Below are 19,916 nucleotides of genomic sequence, written 5' to 3'. Positions count from 1 at the left end.
GGCCGGATGGCGTGTTTGATGGCCGGAGCATGCCTCGCAATCGGTTGTTCGATAATCCTGTGAGTTTGGCAAGCCCTGTGCAATATTTTGCACAATGACCGGTGCCAGCCTCTCCGATCTCGATGCCTTCATGGCGGTGGCGCGCGCCCGCGGCTTTCGCGGGGCGGCGGTGGCGCGCGGGGTGTCGCCCTCTGCCCTGAGCACGGCGGTGCGGCGGCTGGAGGCGCGCATGGGCGTGCGCCTGCTCAACCGCACCACCCGCAGCGTCACCCCCACCGAGGCGGGCGAACGGCTCATGGAGCGCCTCGCGCCGGTGCTGGCGGAAGTGGAAGGCGCGCTCGATGCGGTGAACGCCTTCCGCGACAGCCCCACCGGCACCTTGCGGCTCAGCGTGCCCAGCGCTGTGGCGCGGTTCATCCTGCCGCCCATCGCCACCGCCTTCCTCGCGCGCCATCCCGGCATCGTGCTGGAGGTGTCGGCGGACGATGCCTTCATCGACGTGGTGGCCGGCGGCTTCGATGCCGGCATCCGCTATGACGAGCGGCTGGAGCGGGACATGATCGCCGTGCCCATCGGCCCACGCGTGCAGCGCTTCGCCACCGCCGCCGCACCCGCCTATCTGGCGCGGCACGGCCGGCCGGAGCATCCCGACGATGTGCTGAGGCATGCCGCTGTCCGCCACCGCTTCGCCAGCGGTCACATGCCGGTGTGGGAATTCGAGAAGGACGGGGAGATCGTGAAGGTGCGACCGGAGGGGCCGATCATCGCCTCCAGCATCGACCTGGAGGTGGCCGCCGCCGAGGCGGGGCTAGGCCTCATCTACAGCTTCGAGGGGCTGCTGACGCCCTCCATCGCGGCCGGGCGGCTGGTGCGGGTGCTGGAGGACTGGGAGCAGGATTTTCCCGGCCCCCGCCTCTATTTCCCCAGCCGCCGGCTGATGCCGGCGCCGCTGCGGGCCTTCGTGGATTTCGTGAAGGCCGAGAGTGCGTGAACGCGCAGCCCGCCCCGGCGTGAGGCGGGCAGCACGGGTCAGATATTGATCTTCACCGAGGCGCCCTGCTTGGCGCAGCGGGCGGTGACGCCGTTGCGGTGGACCTGCGGCGCCTTGGACATGGATTGCGCCGACTGGCCCATGCACCATTTGGCGTGGCGCATGGGGTCGATCCATTCGTTGGCGCGCTTCCAGTCGCAGCCCTGGCTCGCCGCCAGATAGATGACGGAGACCGCCCAGTAGCCGTAATAAACGCAGGACTGCTCGTCATTGCCGAACGACTGCGCCCGCGCCGCCCCCGGCAGCAGCGTCGCCGCAGCGAGGCCCGCCGCCATGGCGAGCCGCACGCCGCGCCTCGCGCGTGTCACTTTCGTTTCATCCCCCATGATCTTCCCCCCTCAGGCGCCGCGACAGCGGCGTTAAGTCCCCCGATCACAGCCCGCGCCCCCGCGCCGGCTCAGATGTCCAGCATCTCCTCGCCGGCGAAGGCGGCGCGCTCGGAGATGAAGGCGAAGCGGGCTTCCGGCTTGTTGCCCATGAGCCGTTCCACGAGATCCACGGTGGCGGCGCGCTCGGCATCCTCCACGGAGACGCGCTGCAGGGTGCGCGTCTTCGGGTCCATGGTGGTTTCCTTGAGCTGCGCCGGCATCATCTCGCCGAGGCCCTTGAAGCGGCCCACATCCACCTTGCCCTTGGCCGAAAATTCCTTCTTCAGCAGCCGCTCGCGGTGGGCGTCGTCCCGCGCATAGAGGGTCTTGGCGCCCTGCGTGATGCGGTAGAGCGGCGGCACGGCGAGGAAGAGGTGGCCCTCCTCGATCAGCTTGGGCATCTGGCGGAAGAAATAGGTGACGAGGAGGGAGGCGATGTGCGCCCCGTCCACGTCGGCGTCGGTCATGATGATGACCTTCTCGTAGCGAAGGTCGGCCTCGCGATAGTGGGCGAGAGTGCCGCAGCCCAGCGCCTGGCCGAGATCGGCGAGCTGCTGGTTGGCGGCGAGCTTGTCGCGGGTGGCGTTGGCGACGTTGAGGATCTTGCCGCGCAGGGGCAGCACCGCCTGCGTCTTGCGGTCCCGCGCCTGCTTGGCCGAGCCGCCGGCCGAGTCGCCCTCGACGATGAAGATTTCCGAGCCGGCCGCCTCGGTGTTGGAGCAGTCGGCCAGCTTGCCGGGCAGGCGCAGCTTGCGCACGGCGGTCTTGCGGGAGACCTCCTTCTCCTGCTTGCGGCGCAGCCGCTCCTCGGCGCGGTCGATCACATGGTCGAGCAGGCGCGAGGCCTGCACCGGATTGGCGGCGAGCCAGTGGTCGAACGGGTCGCGCAGCGCCTGCTCGACGATGCGGGCGGCCTCGGCGGTGGCGAGGCGGTCCTTGGTCTGGCCCTGGAATTCCGGCTCGCGCACGAACACGGAGAGCATGGCGGCGCAGCCTGTGATGACGTCGTCGCCGGTGATGATGGCGCCGCGCTTGCCCTGGCCGGAGCGCTCCGCATGGTCCTTCAGGCCCTTGAGCAGCACGGTGCGCAGGCCGTTCTCATGGGTGCCGCCATCGGGCGTCGGGATGGTGTTGCAGTAGGACGAGATGCTGCCATCGGCATCCGCCACCCACGCCACCGCCCATTCCACCGAGCCGTGGCCGCCGGTCTTCTGGATGCGGCCGGCGAAGATGTCCGGATGGACCAGCGTGTTGCCTTCGAGGTCCGCCGCCAGATAGTCCTTGAGGCCGCCGGGGAAGCGGAAGACCGTCTTCTCCGGGATGTTCTCGCCGGCCTTCAGCAACTCGGGGTCGCACGACCAGCGGATTTCCACGCCGCCGAACAGATAGGCCTTGGAGCGGGCCATGCGGAACACGCGGGCCGGCTCGAAATGGGCGCCCTCGCCGAAGATTTCCGGATCGGGATGGAAGCGCACGCGGGTGCCGCGGCGGTTGGTGATGCGGCCGACTTCCTTGAGCGGACCCTGCGGCATGCCCTTGGAGAAGCTCTGGCGATAGAGGGTCTGGTTGCGCGCGACCTCCACCTCCAGGTCGTCGGAGAGGGCGTTCACCACCGAGACACCGACGCCGTGCAGGCCGCCGGAGGTCTCGTAGACCTTGCTGTCGAACTTACCGCCGGCATGCAGCGTGGTCATGATGACCTCGAGCGCCGACTTGCCGGGAAACTTCGGGTGCTCCTCCACCGGGATGCCGCGGCCATTGTCGGAGACGGTGAGGTAGCCGTCGGCGCCGAGTTGCACCTCGATGAAGGTGGCGTGGCCGGCCACGGCCTCGTCCATGGAATTGTCGACTACCTCGGCGAAGAGGTGATGCAGCGCCTTGGAATCAGTGCCGCCGATATACATGCCCGGCCGGCGCCGAACCGGCTCTAGCCCTTCCAGCACCTCGATATGGGCGGCGGTGTAGTCGCCGGCCATGGCGGGCACGACGGCAGCCTTGCCGCGCGCACTTTCCTTCGCAGGCGACTTGCTGGCACCGCGCGGGCGGGCGGCGAAGAGATCGTCGGAATTATCGCTGTCGGACATGGGACTCTGAGGTCGGAGGTTTGGGCGCCAGATAGCAGAACGGCAGGGCCGGCGCGAATCGGGACGGCGCCGCGGCCCCTGCTTTCCCCAGTGTGACAGAGCCGGCGGGCGAGGGGAACAGAATGGCAACAATTGAGCCATGCCCGGCCCGCGCTCGACGCCGCGCCTCTCCTCTGGCTTCATGCGCGCGTGAACATCGCCGTCCCGAATCGCCTCTTCCTCGACGTCGCCCGCTCCGCCACCGGCCGCACCTGGCGGGAACGGCTGGATGTGCGTGGCGGGCAGACGGCGCTGGCCATGGCCCAGCGCTTCGGCATCAGCGAGCTTCTGGCCCGCGTGCTCGCCGCCCGCAACGTCGGGCTGGACGAGGTGGAGCGTTATCTCGACCCCTCCATCCGCACCCTTCTGCCCGATCCCGACACGCTCACCGACATGCCCGCCGCCGTGGCTCGGCTCGCCCGCGCGGTCACCACCGGCGAGCAGGTGGCGGTGTTCGGCGACTATGACGTGGACGGCGCCTGCTCCACCGCCCTCATGGTGGGCGTGCTCCAGGCCGGCGGGCTCGACCCGTTCTTCCACATCCCGGATCGCATCTTCGAGGGCTACGGCCCCAACGTGCCGGCCATCGAGCAGCTCGCCGCGCGGGGCGTGACCCTGCTGGTGACGGTGGATTGCGGCACGACCTCCCTGGAACCGCTGGCGGCCGCGCGGCGGCTCGGCATGGACGTGGTGGTCATCGACCATCACCAGGCCGGCGAGACGTTGCCGCCCGCCACCGCCATCGTGAACCCGAACCGGGAGGACGACCTCTCCGGCCTCGGTCATGTCTGCGCGGCGGGGCTCGCCTTCGTCGTCGCGGTGGGCCTCGTGCGGGCGCTGCGCCAGAGCGGGCATTTCAATGCCGAACGCCCGGCGCCCGACCTGCTGGACGCCCTCGACATCGTGGCGCTGGCCACGGTGGCGGACGTGGTGCCGCTGATCGGCCTCAACCGCGCCTTCGTGGCCAAGGGGCTCATCGCCATGCGCCGCCGCACCCGCATCGGCCTCACGGCGCTGATGGACGCGGCGCGGCTCGACGGGCCGCCGCGGCCCTTCCATCTCGGCTTCCTCATCGGCCCGCGCATCAATGCCGGCGGGCGCATCGGCGAGGCGACGCTGGGCGCGCGCCTGCTGCTGACGCAGGACCCCGCCGAGGCGCGCGGCATCGCCGCCGAGCTGGACCGCCTCAACGCCGAGCGGCAGGAGGTGGAGCGCGCCATCCTCGCCGCCGCCGAGGCCGAAGCGCATGCGGCGCTCGGCATCTCGGAGGAGGGCGCGGTGGTGGTGGTGAGCGGCGAGGGGTGGCACCCCGGCGTCGTCGGCCTCGTCGCCGCGCGGCTGAAGGAGCGCTTCCAGCGCCCGGCATTTGCCATCGCCTTCAATGGCGAGACCGGCACCGGCTCCGGCCGCTCCATTCCCGGCGTGGACATCGGCCGCGCGGTGCGCGGGGCGGTGGAGAGCGGGCTATTGGTGAAGGGTGGCGGACACGCCATGGCGGCCGGCCTCACGGTGGAGCGCCGCCAGCTTGGCGCGCTGCGCGCGGAGCTGGAGCAGCGCCTCGCGCCGGATGTGGAACGCGCCCGCGCCGAGGGCACCCTTTCCATCGACGGCGCACTGACCGCCCGGGGGGCCACGGTGGACCTCGTGGAGACGGTCTCCCGCGCCGGCCCGTTCGGCGCCGGCAATCCCGAGCCGGTGTTCGCCTTCCCCGGCCACCGCATCAGCTATGTGGAGAGCTTCGGCGCCGGCCATGTGCGCGCCCGCATCACCTCGCCGGACGGCACGACGCTGAAGGCCACCGCCTTCCGCTGCGCCGAGGAGCCGCTGGGCCGGGCGCTGCTGGCCGCGCGCGGGCGCAATCTGCATGTGGCCGGATGCCTCGACATCGACACCTGGCAGGGCGAGACGCGGGTGGCGCTGCGCATCCGCGACGTGGCCGAGGCCGGATGAGGTTTGTGCCGTGAAGGTCCTGCTCGCCGTCCTCCTCTGCTTCAATGCCGGCTTCGTGGATGCGGCGGGCTTCGTCGCGCTCGGCGGACTGTTCGCGGCCCATGTGACCGGCAATTTCGTTACCATCGCCGCCTCGCTGGCCCATGGCGATACGCCCTCGCTGGCGAAGGTGGCGGCGCTGCCGGTGTTTGCCGTGGTGGTGCTGTGCGCGCGGGAACTGAGCCTGTTCCTCGCCCGGCGCGGGCGGGACGATTTCCGCGTGCTGATGGCGGCAAAGCTCGTGCTGCTCGCCCATGCGGCGCTGGTGGCGGTGCAGTCCGGCCCCTTCTACGACCACGACGCCCCCGCCGCGGTGATGATGGGCATGACGCTGGTGGCGGCCATGGCGTTGCAGAACGCGCTCCACCGCACCCACCTCACCGATTCACCGCCCTCCACCATGATGACGGGCACCTTCACGCAGCTGCTGGTGGACATCGCCAATCTCTGGCGGCCGCTGGAGGGCACCAACATCCCCGCCACCCGCGCCCGCCTCGGGCGCATGAGCGCGAACCTCGCCGCCTTCATCGGCGGCTGCCTCTCCGCCGCCTTGCTCTATCGCGCGGTGGGCATGTGGTGCCTGTTCGTGCCCACCTTCGTGGCGGTGGCGGAGATCTTCACGCTCGGGCCGGACCCGGCGCCGAAGAAGGACAAGGCCTGATCCCGCTGCGCCGGATTACCGCTCTTCCGACACCCGAAGCGCCGTCCGCCCGGTGATCTTGCGCTTGCGCGGCGCGGGCTTCCCATCGAGGGGCGCGGGTTCGGCGGGCGCCACCGCAGGGGCCTTGCGGGAAGAGGCCTTCTTCGCGGGCTTCGCGGCAGCAGCGGCCGGGGCGCGGCTGGCATCGGCGAGGCCGAGGAGCGCCTTCACCCGGTCGCCGGGCTGGGCGTGGGCCGGGGCGTGGGGATCGACGCGGGTCAGCAGCGTCTTGGTCTTGGGGGCGGGCACGCCGTCCAGCGCCTCGGCGAAGGCGGCGGGGCCGAGCAAAGCGCGGATGGCGCGCAAAGCTTCGAGGTCCGTGCCCTCCGCCACCAGTTGGGCGCGGACGATCTCGTTCACCGCCTTGCGCGCGAGATTGCCGCCGGCCGGGAACAGGCCGGCCTTGCCGCCGATGGCCGCGAGCAGAGCGAAGAAATCCGAAGTCTCAGCCATGGAGCCGCCTCCGCGTCTCGTTCACCAAGTCGCGCACCGAATCCACCGCGTTGTACCATTTCTGCTCGAAGGAGGGCGCGTAGGGAAAGTTTTCCGGGTCCATGGCCCGCTCGATGGCGGCGAGGTTGCGGACCTCCGTGTCGAACATCTCATAGACCGCATCGGCTTCGTCCGCCTCGTCCCGGAGGCTGATGAGGGTGTCGCGATGCTGGATCTTCTGCGCGTGCACCCGGCTCGCCAGCACCAGCGGCCGGCGCCGGGGCTGGGGCAGGGTGGAGCGCGTCACATGGGCGTTCTCCCACACCGAGGCGCGGAAGGCGTCGAAGCCGAGGGTGGAGAGATAGTCGGGAATGGTGGGCACGATCACCATGTCGGCGAGGCGGATGGCCACCTCGGTGAAGGCGGAGATGCCGGGCGCGCAGTCGAACAGCACCACGTCATAGTGCGCGCGCAGGTATGCGAGCGCCTCGTCCAGCACCTTCAGCGACTGGCCCTCCAGCGAGCGCAGGCCGTAATTCTTCTCCGCCAGCCGCAGCACGATCTCGCGCTCCAGCAGGCGCAGGCGGGGGCTCGCCACCACCATGTCGATGGCCAGTTCCTCGCCCGCCTTCATCACATGGCAGATGCTCGGCGTGATGTACTGGGCGATGGAGGTGCGGTCGCCATAGAGCAACCGGTCGGCGAGGAAGGACGTCACGGACTGGCGGCGGTCGAGGATCGCCCGCAGTTCGTCGTCATGGGCGAAGCAGTAGGAGGCGTTGGCCTGCGCGTCGAGATCGACCACCGCCACCCGCGCGCCCTGCTCCGCGAAGCCTTCCGCCAGCATGACCACGGTTGTGGTCTTGCCCACCCCGCCCTTCATGTTGGCGACGGCGATCACCTGCCCCCCGGCAGCGGCCCCCCCGGGATCAGCCCCCCCGACTTCGGCCATGTCCGCACCCACCCCTCGCAGCCCATGTTGCGCCGCAACCTAAAGGCGATGCTGCATCTGCTCAATAGAGGCCGGTGAGATAATAGAAGCCGATCACGAAGAAGGCCGCGGTGGTCTTGATGATGGTGACGGCGAAGATGTCGCCGTAGGACTGACGGTGCGTCAGCCCGGTCACGGTGAGCAGGGTGATGACCGCGCCGTTGTGCGGCAGCGTGTCCATGCCGCCGGCGGCCATGGAGGCGACGCGGTGCATCACCTCCAGCGGAATGCCGTAGGCCTGCGCCTCGGCGATGAATTGCTGCGCCATGGCCCCGAGCGCGATGGAGAGGCCGCCCGAGGCCGAGCCGGTGATGCCGGCCAAGGTCGTCACCGTGATCGCCTCGTTGATGAGGGGATTGGGGATGGAGGTGAGCGCCGCCTTGATGACGAGAAAGCCCGGCAGCGCCGCGATGACCGCGCCGAAGCCGTATTCCGTCGCGGTGTTGAGCCCGGCGAGGAGCGCGCCCCCCACCGCTTCCTTCGAGCCGCCGGCGAAATGGCCGGCGATGGCCCGGTAGCCGAACGCCACCACCGTGAGGATGCCCAGGAGCAGTGCCGCCTCCACCGCCCAGATGCCGGCCCAGACGTGGGTCTCAACGCTCACCGCCGGTCCGCCCTCCACCAGCGTCGCGCTGGCGTGTGGCCCGAACCAGCCGGGGATGTGCCAGGCGAAGAACAGGTTGGCGAGGCCCACCACAACCAGCGGCAGTATGGCGAGCAGCGGCGGCACGGGCGGGACGCTGTCGTCGGGCAGGCTCTCGTTGAGGTGGCCGGTGCCGTAGCCTTCGCCGGCGCGGTGGGCCTGCATCCGGCGGAATTCCAGATAGGAGATGCCCGTCACGAAGATGAAGATGGAGCCGACGATGCCGAGGATGGGCGCCGCATAGGCGGTGGTGCCGAAGAAGGCGGTGGGGATGATGTTCTGCAGCTGCGGCGTGCCGGGCAGCGTATCCGCCGTGAAGGAGAAGGCGCCGAGCGCGATCACCGCCGGCAGCAGGCGCTTGGGAATGCCCACCTGCCGGAACATCTCCGCGCCGAAGGGATAGAGCGCGAACACCACCACGAACAGCGAGACGCCGCCATAGGTGAGCACCGCGCCCACCAGCACGATGGAGACGATGGCCCGCCTCGGCCCCAGCAGGTTCACCACCGCCGAGACGATGGAGCGCGAGAAGCCGGCCAGCTCGATGAGCTTGCCGAAGATGGCGCCCAGCAGGAACACCGGGAAGTAGAGCTTGATGAAGCCCACCATCTTTTCCATGAACAGGCCGGAAAAGATCACCGGCACCGCGGCCGGATCGGTCAGCAGCACCGCGCCGATGGCGGCGACGGGCGCGAACAGGATGACGCTGAAGCCGCGATAGGCCACGAGCATCAGGAAGAAGAGCGCGGCGAGGCAGACGACGAAGCTCATGGCTGTCAATCCGGCGCAGGTAGGGGAGTCCTCAAGCGGGACAGTAATGCGCCCTACGGCCGAGCACCAGCTTAGGAATTCATAAGAATTGTTGCAGTGCAATGGCTTGAGGCCGCGCCGGCATCCGCCGGGTCGGCCTCATTCCCTGCCACCCCCTGTAGCGCCGCGACCCGGGCGTGACCGGACGCGACGCTACACCCGCTCAATAGAGGCCGGTGAGGTAATAGAAGCCGATCACGAAGAACACCGCGGCGGTCTTCACCAGCGTTATGGCGAAGATGTCGCCATAGGCCTGCCGGTGGCTCAGGCCGGTCACGGCGAGTAGGGTGATGACGGCACCGTTGTGGGGCAGCGTGTCCATGCCGCCGGAGGCCATGGAAGCGACGCGGTGCAGCACCTCCATGGGGATGCCGGCGGCATTGGCCTGGGCGATGAACTGCTCCGACATGGCCGCGAGCGCGATGGACAGGCCGCCCGAGGCCGAGCCGGTGATGCCCGCCAGCGTGGTCACGGTGATGGCCTCGTTGACCAGCGGATTGGGGATGGCCGACAGCGCCGACTTGATGAGAAGGAAGCCGGGCAGCGCCGCGATGACCGCGCCGAAGCCGTACTCGGTGGCGGTGTTGAGGCCCGCGAGCAGCGCGCCCGACACGGCATCCTTGGAGCCGGTGGAGAACTTGCCGGCGATGGATTTGAAGCCGAACACCGCGACCGTGAAAATGCCGAGAAGCAGTGCGGCTTCCACGGCCCAGATCGCCGCCCAGGTGCTGGTCGGCACGCTGACGGGGGCCGCGCCCGGAACCAGCGTGGCGGTCGCGGTGGCTTCGAACCACTGCGGGATGAGGCGGGCGAAGATCAGGTTGGCGATGCCCACCACGATCAGCGGCAGCAAGGCGAGAATCGGGGAAACGAGCGGCACGGTCTCGTCCACCACCACCTCGTTAAGGTGGCCGGTGCCGTAGCCCTCGCCGGCCTTCGCCGCCTGGCGGCGGCGGAACTCGAGGTAGGACAGCCCCACCGCGAGGATGAAGGCGGTTCCGACGAGGCCCAGGATGGGCGCGGCATAAGCGGTGGTGTGGAAGAAGGTGGTGGGGATGATGTTCTGGATCTGCGGCGTGCCGGGCAGCGTGTCCATGGTGAAGGAGAACGCCCCGAGCGCCACCACCGCCGGCAGGAGCCGCTTGGGAATGCCCACCTGGCGGAACATTTCCGCGCCGAAGGGATAGACGGCGAACACCACCACGAACAGCGAGACGCCGCCGTAGGTCAGCAGGGCGCCCACCAGCACGATGGAGAGGATGGCGCGGCCTGGCCCCAGCAGCTTCACCACCGAAGCGACAATGGACCGCGAAAAGCCCGACAGCTCGATGAGCTTGCCGAAGACGGCGCCCAGCAGGAACACCGGGAAGTAGAGCTTGATGAAGCCCACCATCTTTTCCATGAAAAGTCCGGAAAAGACGACCGGCACCGCCGCCGGATCGGTGAGCAGCACCGCGCCGATGGCGGCGACGGGGGCGAACAGGATGACGCTGAAGCCCCGATAGGCCACGAGCATCAGGAAGAAGAGTGCCGCAAGGCAGACGACAAAGCTCATGGGACGAATCCGGTGGAGGTAAGAATGCGATCGGGCCGGACACTAGTGCGGCCCGCGACCGGACACAGCTTGTCCATTGGTATGGGGGACCTGACGGACCTTGCGGTAACCGGCAGAAGGCGCACGATGAAGCGCGGGCCGAGTCGAAAAGGCCCCGGATACCTCTTGACTTCAACGCTTCAACGATTGATAGAGTGTTCACATGAGTTTCGACGCGCAGCGTTCGCTCACGGGCCGGCAGGTGGATGAGGCGGCGGGGATGTTCTCCGCATTGGCCGATCCCCAGCGCCTGCGGCTGCTGATCCTGCTGGCCGGTCGCGAGGCTTCGGTCACGGAGCTCGCGGAGGCCCAGGGGGAGAAGCTCTCGACGGTGTCGGTGCGGCTGAAGGTGCTTCATGCCGCGCGGCTCGTCGGGCGGCGGCGCGAGGGCAAGTCGATCCTCTATCACCTGGCGGACGACCATGTGCTGGCCCTCGTGGCGAGCGCGGTGGAGCACGCCTGCGAGAATCATTGAAGCGAGGAGCAAGCCATGTCCGGGACCTGCAAGATCCACCCGAACCACGACCACCAGCACGGCCCCGGCTGCGGCCACACCGCCATCCGCCACGAGGGGCACGTGGACTATCTCCACGACGGCCACCTGCACCACATGCACGGCGACCATGTGGACGAGCATGTGATCGCGGTGAGCGAGACCAATCCCGACCGCTGCACCCCCAACCACACCTGCGCGGGCCACGAGCCCGGCCATGTCCACGGCCCCGGCTGCGGCCACGAGGCGGTGCCCCACGGCGACCATGTCGACTATCTCGTGGACGGCCACCTGCACCATCCCCACGACGGCCATTGCGACGACCATGGCCCGGTCGAGGTGGTCCGCGGCTGATCCGCGATCCGGAAGGTTGCCCCAATGGAAAAGGCCGCGCCCTCACCGGACGCGGCCTTTTCGCATCAGGTCGGCATCACGGCCTCACGGCATCAGCGCGATCTGCTCCAGCCCCTCGGTCTCGGGGAAGCCCATGACGAGGTTCATGTTCTGCACCGCCGAGCCGGACGCACCCTTCACGAGGTTGTCCAGCGTGGAGATGATGATTGCCCGGCCGGGCACGCGGTCGGCCACGATGCCCAGGAATACCATGTTGGACCCGCGCACATGGCGCGACTGGGGCACCTGGCCGAAGGGCAGCACGTGGACGAAGGCCGCGCCCTTGTAGAAATCGGTCAGGATGCGGTGCAGGTCCTCGGCGGTGGCGCCGGTGGTGCGCACGTAGATGGTGGCGTAGATGCCCCGGTTCATGGGCGAGAGCACCGGCACGAACATGGGTCTGACCGGCCGGCCGGCGGCCTTGGAGAATTCCTGGTCCAGCTCGCCCATATGGCGGTGGCCGGACACGGCATAAGCGTGGATGCCCTCCGACACCTCGGAGAACAACATGGCCTCCTTGGCCGAGCGCCCGGCGCCGGACATGCCGGTCTTGGAATCCACCACGATGGTCTCCGGCTCCAGCGCGCCGGCTTCCAGCAGCGGCACGATGGGCAGGATGGCGGTGGAGGAATGGCAGCCGGGATTGGCGACGAGGCGCGCCTTGCGGATCTCGTCGCGATAGATCTCGGCGATGCCGTAGGCCGCCTCCTTCTGGAGGTCGAGCGCCTGGTGGGGATGGCCGTACCATTCCTCGTAGGCACCGGGATCGGAAAGGCGGAAGTCGGCGGAGAGGTCCACCACCTTCACGTTCGGCGCCGCGTCGAACACCTTCTTGATGACGAGCTGGGTGGTGGCGTGCGGCAGGGCGCAGAACACCACGTCGACGGCGGTGAAATCCACCTCGTCGATGGTCACGAGCTTGGGCAGCGCGAAGGGCGCGAACTGGGGGAACACGTCGGCCATGGACTGGCCGGCCTTCCGGTCCGCGGTGAGCGCGACGATCTCGACGCGCGGATGGCGCAGCAGCAGGCGCACCAGCTCGGAGCCGGTGTAGCCCGAGGCGCCCAATACCGCGATCCTAGCCTTTGCGTCAGACATCTTGCTCTCCCGAGGGGTCTCCCGCCGCACGGCCGTAGCCGGCGAACGGGGCGAAGGTGCTTACACCCAATCACACGTCAGGGAAAAGACAGGGGTGCGCATGGCCGTTCCGCTTTCGGGCCGATTTCCCTTCTTCCCTCGTGGGAGAGGGGGATGGTGCCGCGAAAGCAGCGCGGGTCTTGCGCCCGGAATACCCCTCACCCCCGGCCCCTCTCCCGCAAGGGGAGAGGGGAGGGAGGATAGGGAAACCCCTCTCCCCTTGTGGGAGAGGGTGGATCGCGGCGACGCCGCGAGACGGGTGAGGGGGCTGGCGCCGGACGAGCAAAGGGGCGGGGTGAGCTCCGCCGCCCCGCTCACGCGAGGCGGAACTTGGAGAAGTCGCGGTGCTCGGTGGCGATGCGGCGCACGGTGCCGGTGGCGGCGCGCATCACGATGGTGTCGGTGGAGATCACATCCCGGCCGAAGCGCACGCCCTTCAGCAGCGCGCCGTCCGTCACCCCGGTCGCGGCGAACAGGCAGTCGCCGCGCACCATCTCGTCCAGCTTGTAGACCTTGGAGAAGTCGGTGATGCCCAGCGCCTTGGCCTGGGCGCGCTTCTTCTCGGTGTCGAGCACGAGCCGGCCTTCCATCTGCCCGCCGATGCAGCGCAGCGCGGCGGCGGCCAGCACGCCCTCGGCGGCGCCGCCGAGGCCGAGATAGATGTCGATGCCGCTCTCGTGCGGGTTGGCGGTGTGCACCACGCCCGCCACGTCGCCGTCGGTGATGAGCTTGATGGCCGCGCCGGTCTTGCGCACGGCGTCGATCAGCGCGGCATGGCGCGGCCGGTCGAGGATGAGGGCGGTGACGTCGGACGGCGGCACGCCCTTGGCCTCGGCCAGCGCGCGGATGTTGTCCTGCGGGCTCTGGGAGAGCGAGACGATGCCTTCCGGATAGCCCGGCCCGATGGCGATCTTCTCCATGTAGCAGGGCGGCATCTTCAGCAGCGTGTCATGCTCGGCGAGCACGAGCACGCAGAGCGAGCCCTCCATGTTCTTGGCGCAGAGCGTGGTGCCCTCGAGCGCGTCCACGGCGAGGTCGACTTCCGCCCCGCCGCGCCCCAGCTTCTCGCCGACGAAGAGCTGGTCGCACTCGCCCTCGATGCCCTCGCCGATCACCAGCGTGCCGGAAACCGGGATCTCGTTCACCTCGCGGTGGCAGACGGTCATGGCGGCGATGTCGGCGGCCTGCTCGTCGCCGTGGCCGCGCAAACGGGCGGCAGCGACGGCGCAGCGCTCCATGGCCTGGGCCATGTCGAGGGCGAGGCGCCGGTCGAGCACCTGCGGGGCTCTCTGCCCGTGTTCCGTGGCCTTCTCTGGCGTCCTCTGGGTCGTCCGGGCACCGCTCATGACGTCGGTCCTTCTGGTTTTGTCGCCGCGCTCCGGATCAGTCCTTCTCGATCCGGATGACCTGGGGCAGGGAGGCAACCACGCCGTCCGCCTCGATGGCGGCGATGGCGCGACGCACCGCGGCCTCGGTCGTGGCATAGGTGATGAGGATCACATGCGCGGTGTCGGACGGCACGACGCCGCCCGGCTGGCGCTGGACGATGGATTCCAGCGAGATCTGCTCGTCCGCCATGCGGCGGGTGATGGTGGCGGCCGTGCCCGGCTTGTTCACCACGGCGAGGCGGATGTAGTAGCCGCCTTCATGGCGCTGCATGGCGGCGCGCTCGGCCCGTGCGAGGCGCTCCACCGGCAGGCCGAAGGCATAGCCCTTGGCGCCGCGCGCCACGTCGAAGATGTCGCCCACCACCGCCGAGGCGGTGGCGTCGCCGCCGGCGCCGGGGCCGACCAGCGTCAGCGCCACGGCATCGCCGTCCACCGCCACCGCATTGGTGACGCCGGAGACCTGCGCGATGGGCCAATGCTTCGGCACCATGGTGGGATGCACGCGCTGCTCGATGCCGGTGTCGGTCTTCACCGCCACGCCGAGCAGCTTTACCCGGTAGCCGAGATCATCCGCCGCCTCGAGGTCGGCGAGGGTGAGCTGGCGGATGCCCTCCACATAGATCGCGTCCGCATCCACCTGCGTGCCGAAGGCCAGCGAGGTGAGGATGGCGAGCTTGTGGGCGGTGTCGAAGCCGTCGATGTCGAAGGTCGGGTCCGCCTCCGCATAGCCGAGGCGCTGCGCTTCCGTCAGGCAGACGTGGAAGGACAGCTTCTCGTCCGCCATGCGGGTGAGGATGTAGTTGCAGGTGCCGTTGAGGATGCCCGACACGCGCTCGATGGCGTTGCCGGCCAGCGCCTCGCGCAGCGTCTTCACGATGGGGATGCCGCCCGCCACCGCCGCCTCGAAGTGCAGGCCCGCGCCGGAGGCCTCGGCCCGGCGGGCGAGCTCCACGCCGCACTTGGCAAGCAGCGCCTTGTTGGCGGTGACGACGGGAATGCCCCGGTCGAGCGCGGCGGCCACCGCCGCCTTGGCCGGGTCGCCGTCGCCGCCCATCAGCTCCACGAACACGTCGATGTCGCCCTCGCGGGCGAGCGCCACCGGGTCCTCGAACCAGGCCACGGACGAAAGATCGACACCGCGGTCGCGGCTGCGGTCGCGGGCGGCCACGGCCGTCACCTTCACGGTGCGGCCGGTGCGCGCCTCAAGCTCGCCGGCGCGGCGCTCGAGCATGCGGAAGACCGCGGCCCCGACGGTGCCGAGGCCGGCGAGGCCCACTTTCAGTTCGCTCATCTGTCAGTCCGGTTCCTGTCCTCGGCTGGCCCTGTTTCAGCGCGCGGCGCTGAGCGGAACCACGTTGTGCAGCGTGGTGCCGGCCTGCTCGAAGAAGCGGCGGATGTTGCGCGCCGCCTGGCGGATGCGCTGCTCGTTCTCCACCACGGCGATGCGGACATACTCGTCGCCGTGCTCGCCGAAGCCGACGCCCGGCGACACCGCCACCTCGGCCTTCTCGATGAGGAGCTTGGAGAATTCCACGGAGCCCATGGCCCGGAAGGGTTCCGGAATGGGCGACCACGCGAACATGGTGGCGCGCGGCACGGGGATGTTCCAGCCGGCGCGGCCGAAGCTCTCCACCAGCGCGTCGCGGCGCTTCTTGTAGGTCTCGCGCATCTCGGCGATGCACTCCTGCGGGCCGTTCAGCGCCGCGGTAGCCGCCACCTGGATGGGGGTGTAGGCGCCGTAATCGAGATAGGACTTCACCCGCGACAGCGCGGCGATGAGGCGCTCGTTGCCCACGGCGAAGCCCATGCGCCAGCCGGCCATGGAATAGGTCTTGGACATGGAGGTGAATTCCACCGCCACGTCCATGGCGCCCGGCACCTGCAGCACCGAGGGGGGCGGGTTGCCGTCGAAATAGAGCTCGGCATAAGCGAGGTCGGAGAGAACGATGAGGTCGTTCTTCTTCGCGAAGGCCACCACGTCCTTGTAGAACTCGAGGTCCGCCACGCAGGCCGTGGGGTTCGAGGGATAGCACAGCACCACCGCGATGGGCTTGGGGATGGAGTGCTGAACCGCCCGCTCCATGGCGTGGAAGAATTCCGGCCCCGGCTCGGCCGGCACCGAGCGGATGACGCCGCCGGCCATCAGGAAGCCGAAGGCGTGGATCGGGTAGGACGGGTTGGGGGTCAGGATCACGTCGCCGGGGGCGGTGATGGCCTGCGCCATGTTGGCGAAGCCTTCCTTGGAGCCCAGCGTCGCCACCACCTGACGATCAGGATCCAGCTTCACGCCGAATCGCCGCTCGTAATAGGCCGCCTGCGCCTTGCGCAGACCGGGGATGCCCTTGGAGGCGGAATAGCGGTCGGTGCGCGGCTTGCCGATGGTCTCTTTCAGCTTCTCATAGACATGCGCCGGCGCGTCGAGGTCCGGGTTGCCCATGCCGAGGTCGACGATGTCCACCCCGGCATTGCGAGCGGCGGCCTTCACACGGTTCACTTGCTCGAACACGTAGGGCGGCAGCCGGCGAATGCGGTGGAAATCGGTCGTCATCTCAATGGCTCCAGAGGCCGCGGATGTCTCTCCCGGCGCGGCAGTCGGGCTTTGTAGCACTGTTCGGTGAATGAAAAAGCCTTGATTGCGGTCGCGATGGGGCGATGGCCCGCATATCGCACTGCACAATGGCTCAAATCGCCCAGGCGCCGGGCCGGCGGCTCACTGCGCCTGTGGCACCTGCTTGGCCTGTTGCTGGCGGGCGAGGCGTTCCAGGTCCCGCTGCAGCTTCTGCTGCTGGTCGGCGGTGAGGGGCTCGCGCCGATCGGGCTGGGGGCCGCCGAGGGTGGGGAAATGGGTGGCGTCCACCTCCGGCACCGAGGTCTGCGGCGGCGCAAGGCCCGGAATGCCCGAGCCGGCGCAGGCGGACAGGCTCGCGGCCAAGGCGAGAAGAAGCGCGGCGCGCAGCGTCGGGACGGCACGGCCGCGGGCCGTCGGAGAGAAAAGGTCCATTGTCCGTTCCGGATGGCTCCCGGACCCGGCGGTGACGATACCGGGGCGAGATACCTCCTGAGGGGCCGGTGCCGTGCGGGCATACCGCATGCTCGACCAAGGAGGGGGGTCAAAGGGTGCCTCCGGCGTGGCCGTGAGGCTCGATCCTGTCACTTTCACACTCTAGAGTATGAAGGAAGCGCAGGCAGCGATAAAGATGGGCTACGTTTCGTAACGGCCCGCGAGCAAGACCCGCGAGAAGGAAACGCGCATGTCCCGTGTTGAGGAAACGCCGAACGTATCCGCCGCCGCCCCCATGATGTCGGTGGAATCGCCGGTTGCGGCGGGCGGCCCCGCGCATCTCAGCGTCGTCCCCCCCGCGGCCCAGACCTCCCCGAATCCCGCGCCCGAATCGGCGCCCCCTGCGACCAGGGCGGACGCGCCGAAGGCCGGTGCCGGGTCCAAGGCTGACGGCAAGGGCGGCGACGGCAAGGGCGAAGGCGCCCGCTCCGGCCTCGACATCGAGGCCTTCTCCCAGAATCTCGCGCAGATGGTGGACGAGGGCAGCAAGGCGCTCGCCGCCTATCTCGGCCCGCGCACCCAGGCCAAGACCGACGACCTCGCCGACGAGATCGCCGACGCCCTCAAGACCGTGGGCCAGGTCGCCGAATACTGGATGACCGATCCCCAGCGCTCGCTGGAGGCGCAGACGCGCCTGATGACCGGCTATCTCTCGGTGTGGACCAACACCTTAAAGCGCCTCGGCGGCGAGAAGGTGGAGCCGGTGACCGCGCCGGACGCCAAGGACGCCCGCTTCAAGGACGAGGGCTGGCGCGAAAGCCCGATCTTCGACGCGCTCAAGCAGGCCTATCTCGTCACCACCCGCTGGGCCGAGGAGATGGTGGAGCAGGCCGAGGGCCTCGACGCCCACACCAAGCACAAGGCCGGCTTCCTGGTGAAGCAGGTGACGAACGCCATCTCGCCCTCCAACTTCGTGATGACCAATCCGGAGCTGATCCGCGAGACCTTCTCGTCGTCCGGCGAGAATCTCGTCAACGGCATGAAGAACCTCACGCGGGACCTCGTCGCCGGCAACGGCTCGCTCAAGATCCGCCAGACGGACATGAGCGCCTTCGAGGTGGGCCGGAACCTCGCCACCACGCCGGGCAAGGTGATCTACGAAAACGATCTGATGCAGCTCATCCAGTACGAGGCCACGACTGGCAGCGTGAAGAAGATGCCGCTGCTCATCGTGCCGCCGTGGATCAACAAGTTCTACATTCTCGATTTGACGGCGGAGAAGTCCTTCATCCGCTGGCTGGTGGACCAGGGCATCAGCGTCTTCGTCATCTCCTGGGTCAATCCCGATGCCCGCCTCGCCGAGAAGGGCTTCGACGACTACATGCGCGAGGGCATCATGGCCGCCCTCGACAAGGTGGCGGTGGCCACCGGCGAGCGGCAGGCCCACGCCATGGGCTATTGCGTCGGCGGCACGCTGCTCGCCACCACGCTCGCCTACATGGCCGCGACGGGGGACGACCGCATCGCCTCCGCCACCTTCCTAACCACCCAGATCGACTTTACCCATGCGGGCGATCTGAAGGTGTTCGTGGACGAGGACCAGCTCGCCGCCATCGAGCGGAAGATGAAGCAGACGGGATATCTCGAAGGCAGCAAGATGGCCTCGGCCTTCAACATGCTGCGCTCGAACGATCTGATCTGGCCTTATGTGGTGAACAACTACATGAAGGGCAAGGCGCCGTTCCCGTTCGACCTTCTGTTCTGGAACGCCGATTCCACGCGGATGCCGGCGGCCAACCACTCCTATTACCTGCGCAACTGCTACCTCACCAACAACATCGCCCGCGGCCTCGCCGAGCTTTCCGGCGTGCGCATCGACATGACCAAGGTGAACGTGCCGGTCTATTCGCTGGCGACGCGGGAAGACCACATCGCCCCGCCGAACTCGGTGTTCATCGGCGCCAACATGCTCTCCGGCCCTGTGCGCTACGTGCTCGCCGGCTCCGGCCACATCGCTGGCGTGGTCAATCCGCCGGCCAAGATGAAGTACCAGTACTGGGCCGATGGCCCCACCGGCCCGAGCTACGATCTGTGGCTCCAGGGCGCGCAGGAGCACAAGGGCTCCTGGTGGCCGGACTGGCTGAACTGGTTCTCCAGCTACTATCCCGAGGACGTGCCCGCCCGCCCCATCGGCGGCGGCCACTTCACCCCCATCGAAGACGCCCCCGGCCGCTACGTGCGCGAAAAGAGCTGAGGGGAGGGACGCGCGCGCCCTGTGGTCGCGCGGCTGTCGTCCTCCAGCCCGACCCGGACGACCCATCCCTCACCGCCGTCATGCCCGGGCTTGTCCCGGGCATCCACGTCGTGCCGACGGGACGATGGCCGCAGATGTGTTCCCGGCCGATCCACGTGGATGGCCGGGACAAGACCGGCCATGACGTCCTGTGAGTGCGGCTCGTGGACTGTGTGGCCTCCGTGCGGTGGCTCCTTTCTCTGCCTCACTCGTTCCTCTGCCGTCACTTTCCCGGCTCGACCCGGACGCCGCCTCCCTCACCACCGTCATGCCCGGGCTTGTCCCGGGCATCCACGTCGGGCCGACGGGCCGATGGCCGTAGATGTGTTCCCGGCCGGTCCACGTGGATGGCCGGGACAAGCCCGGCCATGACTGAGAGACCGCCCGAGAGTTCCAGCCCGAGAGCCGCGCAGCCCCAAATCAGCGGCCTCCCGCCCCCCATCACCCCACCTCCGCACACCCCGCGTCACGCCGCCTTTCCCGCGAGGCCGCTTGCGGGTAGTTTGGCGG

Annotated in this window: 17 protein-coding genes; 6 read left to right on the top strand and 11 right to left on the bottom strand. The window is 68.9% G+C overall.

Going from position 1 to position 19,916, the window contains the following annotated elements:
* Positions 1-94: 94 nt before the first annotated feature.
* Positions 95-991 carry a LysR family transcriptional regulator gene (locus FHT36_RS20565; protein WP_169124330.1) on the top strand — a complete coding sequence of 299 codons (897 nt, stop codon included), beginning with the start codon at positions 95-97 and terminating at the stop codon, positions 989-991.
* Between the two features lie 38 nt (positions 992-1,029).
* Here the strand turns inward: FHT36_RS20565 and FHT36_RS20560 are convergent, their stop codons facing one another.
* On the bottom strand, positions 1,030-1,359 hold the full coding sequence (locus tag FHT36_RS20560; RefSeq protein WP_169124329.1) for a hypothetical protein: 330 nt from the start codon (positions 1,357-1,359) through the stop codon (positions 1,030-1,032).
* 89 nt (positions 1,360-1,448) lie between these two features.
* Positions 1,449-3,503, bottom strand: a complete 2,055-nt coding sequence (gene parE / locus FHT36_RS20555) for a DNA topoisomerase IV subunit B (RefSeq protein ID WP_169124328.1) — start codon at positions 3,501-3,503, stop codon at positions 1,449-1,451.
* Positions 3,504-3,692: 189 nt separating this feature from the next.
* On the opposite strand from parE, the gene recJ reads away from it, so the two are divergent.
* Both recJ and FHT36_RS20545 read left to right on the top strand, forming a co-directional pair.
* Entirely contained in the window at positions 3,693-5,492 is a 1,800-nt protein-coding gene (gene recJ, locus FHT36_RS20550) for a single-stranded-DNA-specific exonuclease RecJ (RefSeq protein WP_169124327.1), read from the top strand.
* Positions 5,493-5,502: 10 nt separating this feature from the next.
* On the top strand, positions 5,503-6,192 hold the full coding sequence (locus tag FHT36_RS20545) for a YoaK family protein (RefSeq protein WP_169124326.1): 690 nt from the start codon (positions 5,503-5,505) through the stop codon (positions 6,190-6,192).
* 15 nt (positions 6,193-6,207) lie between these two features.
* Here the strand turns inward: FHT36_RS20545 and FHT36_RS20540 are convergent, their stop codons facing one another.
* The 4 genes from FHT36_RS20540 to FHT36_RS20525 all read right to left on the bottom strand — a co-directional run bounded on the left by FHT36_RS20540 (position 6,208) and on the right by FHT36_RS20525 (position 10,662).
* Positions 6,208-6,684, bottom strand: coding sequence for a hypothetical protein (locus tag FHT36_RS20540; protein WP_169124325.1), 477 nt, complete (start codon positions 6,682-6,684; stop codon positions 6,208-6,210).
* Positions 6,677-7,615: a ParA family protein gene (locus FHT36_RS20535; RefSeq protein WP_169124324.1), complete on the bottom strand. Its 939-nt coding sequence runs from the start codon at positions 7,613-7,615 to the stop codon at positions 6,677-6,679. The genes FHT36_RS20540 and FHT36_RS20535 overlap by 8 nt, the downstream gene beginning before the upstream one ends.
* 61 nt (positions 7,616-7,676) lie before the next feature.
* Complete coding sequence (locus FHT36_RS20530) at positions 7,677-9,068, bottom strand: GntP family permease (RefSeq protein ID WP_169124323.1); 1,392 nt, start codon at positions 9,066-9,068, stop codon at positions 7,677-7,679.
* A gap of 202 nt (positions 9,069-9,270) precedes the next feature.
* Positions 9,271-10,662, bottom strand: coding sequence for a GntP family permease (locus tag FHT36_RS20525; protein WP_169124322.1), 1,392 nt, complete (start codon positions 10,660-10,662; stop codon positions 9,271-9,273).
* 202 nt (positions 10,663-10,864) lie between these two features.
* Here FHT36_RS20525 and FHT36_RS24610 point away from each other — a divergent pair, with 202 nt between their 5' ends.
* On the top strand, positions 10,865-11,176 hold the full coding sequence (locus FHT36_RS24610) for a helix-turn-helix transcriptional regulator (protein WP_169124321.1): 312 nt from the start codon (positions 10,865-10,867) through the stop codon (positions 11,174-11,176).
* 15 nt (positions 11,177-11,191) lie between these two features.
* Positions 11,192-11,548, top strand: a complete 357-nt coding sequence (locus FHT36_RS24605; protein WP_169124320.1) for a hypothetical protein — start codon at positions 11,192-11,194, stop codon at positions 11,546-11,548.
* Positions 11,549-11,632: 84 nt separating this feature from the next.
* Here the strand turns inward: FHT36_RS24605 and argC are convergent, their stop codons facing one another.
* The 5 genes from argC to FHT36_RS20490 all read right to left on the bottom strand — a co-directional run bounded on the left by argC (position 11,633) and on the right by FHT36_RS20490 (position 17,113).
* On the bottom strand, positions 11,633-12,685 hold the full coding sequence (gene argC, locus FHT36_RS20510) for an N-acetyl-gamma-glutamyl-phosphate reductase (protein ID WP_169124319.1): 1,053 nt from the start codon (positions 12,683-12,685) through the stop codon (positions 11,633-11,635).
* Positions 12,686-13,038: 353 nt separating this feature from the next.
* Complete coding sequence (gene glpX / locus FHT36_RS20505; protein ID WP_169124318.1) at positions 13,039-14,070, bottom strand: class II fructose-bisphosphatase; 1,032 nt, start codon at positions 14,068-14,070, stop codon at positions 13,039-13,041.
* 37 nt (positions 14,071-14,107) lie between these two features.
* Positions 14,108-15,403 carry a homoserine dehydrogenase gene (locus FHT36_RS20500; RefSeq protein ID WP_169124317.1) on the bottom strand — a complete coding sequence of 432 codons (1,296 nt, stop codon included), beginning with the start codon at positions 15,401-15,403 and terminating at the stop codon, positions 14,108-14,110.
* A 36-nt stretch (positions 15,404-15,439) separates the two neighbouring features.
* Positions 15,440-16,660 carry an LL-diaminopimelate aminotransferase gene (locus FHT36_RS20495; RefSeq protein ID WP_169124316.1) on the bottom strand — a complete coding sequence of 407 codons (1,221 nt, stop codon included), beginning with the start codon at positions 16,658-16,660 and terminating at the stop codon, positions 15,440-15,442.
* 162 nt (positions 16,661-16,822) lie between these two features.
* Positions 16,823-17,113, bottom strand: a complete 291-nt coding sequence (locus FHT36_RS20490) for a hypothetical protein (protein WP_169124315.1) — start codon at positions 17,111-17,113, stop codon at positions 16,823-16,825.
* A 250-nt stretch (positions 17,114-17,363) separates the two neighbouring features.
* On the opposite strand from FHT36_RS20490, the gene phaC reads away from it, so the two are divergent.
* A complete protein-coding gene (gene phaC / locus FHT36_RS20485; protein ID WP_246702341.1) occupies positions 17,364-19,367 on the top strand; it encodes a class I poly(R)-hydroxyalkanoic acid synthase in 2,004 nt (667 codons plus the stop codon).
* The last annotated feature ends 549 nt before the right edge of the window (positions 19,368-19,916 follow it).

Source organism: Xanthobacter sp. SG618, from assembly GCF_012932745.1.
GTDB classification, from domain to species: Bacteria; Pseudomonadota; Alphaproteobacteria; order Rhizobiales; family Xanthobacteraceae; genus Xanthobacter; species Xanthobacter flavus.
Note: the sequence above shows the minus strand (reverse complement) of the source record. Positions and strands in the feature narration are given on the sequence as shown.